The sequence below is a fragment of the Lysobacter sp. yr284 genome, assembly GCF_900107375.1.
Lineage (GTDB): Bacteria > Pseudomonadota > Gammaproteobacteria > Xanthomonadales > Xanthomonadaceae > Lysobacter.
Map to the genome: position 1 here is coordinate 1 of NZ_FNPT01000046.1, position 1913 is coordinate 1913.

Below are 1913 nucleotides of genomic sequence, written 5' to 3' on the forward strand. Positions count from 1 at the left end.
ACGCCGCGGCCCATCAGCCATTGGTCGCGGTCGCGCAGGATCAGGTTGCCGGTTGCGGCGTTGACGAACACCTGTTCGCCGGACTTGCCGAACCCAGCCGCGCCGATCTGGCCGCGGCCGCCCAGGCCCAACGCCGAGGACGCCTGCAGACCCAGCCCATTCCCTGTGACGATCGCGACCATGTGTGCTTTCCCGTTCCATTGGTGCCGCCAAGGGGCGGCTCTCAAATGGACTTCTCGGCACATTCGAAAAAAAGTTTAGTCGGCCCTTTCAGCGGCCGGCCCGGACCCGGCCCGGACCGCCGCAACGCCCGTCCCGCCTGGCTTTCACCGTTGCGGGGGGGCCGTCGGACCCGGCAGGGGCCGCGGCGCTGGGGGCATCCCCTTGCGGGGGTCCGCGCCCGACGCCGGGGTTACTCCTGGGCCTGCGCAGCCCGCACGCCCTGCAGGCGCCGTTCGAGCATCCGCCGCGCATGATCGTCGAGGCTGAAGTCCAGGCAACGCTCGAGGTCGGCGATCGCCGCGGCGCGGTCGCCGCGTTCGATGTGCAAGGTCGCGCGGTTGTTGTAGGCCATCGGGCTGTCGGGCTCGAGTTCGATCGCCAGGTCGAAGTAGCGCAGCGACTCGTCGAAGCGGCGCTGGCCCAGCAGCACCGAGGCGTAGGTGATCAGCAGCCAGCCGTCGCGCAGGCCCATGGCCATCGCCTGGTCGAGATCGCGCAACGCCGGCTCGAAGCGGCGCAGCATGGCGTAGGTGGTGCCGCGGTCGGCGTAGCCGCGGGCGAAGCCGGGGAAGGCCTGCAGCAGGCGGTCGTACACCTGCAGCGCCTCGTCCGCGCGCCCCTGCCCGGCCAGGGCGCGGGCGTGCTGGCACTGCTCTTGCGGGTCCAGCCTGGGCTCGTTCATTCGGCAGGCGCGATCGCGGACGGAAGCGGCAGTCTAGCGGCGCCGGCCGCATGCGGCCACGGCGCGCACACTGCCGCGCCGGTGCCGGTCCTATAGTGCCGACAGTCGTTCTTCGCCTGGAGCCGCGCCATGTGGGACCCCGCCAAGTACCTCGACTTCGCCGACCTGCGCGGCCGGCCGTTCTTCGACCTCACCGCCCGCATCGGCGCCAGCGCGCCGCGCCGGGTCGCGGACCTGGGCTGCGGCCCCGGCAACCTGACCGTGGCGCTGGCCCAGCGCTGGCCGCAGGCGGCGCTGGAGGCCAGCGACAGTTCGCCGGACATGGTCGCCGCCGCGCGCAAGGCCGGGCTCGACGCCGAACAGATCGACGTGCGCGACTGGACGCCCAAGCCCGACACCGACGTGGTGGTCTCCAACGCGGTGCTGCAATGGGTGCCCGAGCACCGCGAACTGCTCGAGCGCTGGGTGCGCGAACTGCCGGCGGGCGCGTGGATCGCGATCCAGGTGCCGGGCAATTTCGTCGCGCCGTCGCACACGCTGACCCGCCGGCTCGCCGCCAGCCCCGCCTGGGCCGAAAAACTCGCCGCGGTCGGCCTGCGCGACGGCGAGGCGGTGGACGCGCCGACCCAGTACGCCGAGCGGCTGGCGCGGCTGGGCTGCCAGGTCGACGCCTGGGAAACGACCTACACCCAGCGCCTGCAGGGCGAGAACGCGGTGCTGGAGTGGATCACCGGTACCGCGCTGCGGCCGGTCAAGGCGGCGTTGAGCGACGACGACTGGCAGCGTTTCCGCGCCGAACTGGCGGCGATGCTGGACGAGGCGTATCCGCCGCGCGGCGACGGCACGACCTGGTTCGAGTTCCGGCGCATCTTCGTGGTGGCGCGCACGCCGCAGTGACGGCCGCGGCGTTCGCGCGCGCCTCTGCCGATCCGCCATCGTTACGTCGTTTAGGCGAAAGCCGGCACCCACGAGATAGTGCTGTTGCTGTTGCTGTTGCTGTTGCTGTTGC

The 1913-nt window shown here is 71.9% G+C and carries 3 protein-coding genes; 1 reads left to right on the plus strand and 2 read right to left on the minus strand.

The features are described 5' to 3' along the window. Together BLV01_RS25980 and BLV01_RS25055 are read right to left on the minus strand one after the other, a co-directional pair. Positions 1-182, minus strand: a 182-nt coding sequence (locus tag BLV01_RS25980; protein ID WP_217633595.1) for a hypothetical protein, incomplete at its 3' end; no start/stop codon positions are given. Between the two features lie 230 nt (positions 183-412). After that, positions 413-904 carry a tetratricopeptide repeat protein gene (locus BLV01_RS25055; protein WP_091806796.1) on the minus strand — a complete coding sequence of 164 codons (492 nt, stop codon included), beginning with the start codon at positions 902-904 and terminating at the stop codon, positions 413-415. 129 nt (positions 905-1033) lie between these two features. Here BLV01_RS25055 and BLV01_RS25060 point away from each other — a divergent pair, with 129 nt between their 5' ends. Further along, entirely contained in the window at positions 1034-1801 is a 768-nt protein-coding gene (locus BLV01_RS25060; RefSeq protein WP_091806798.1) for a trans-aconitate 2-methyltransferase, read from the plus strand. The last annotated feature ends 112 nt before the right edge of the window (positions 1802-1913 follow it).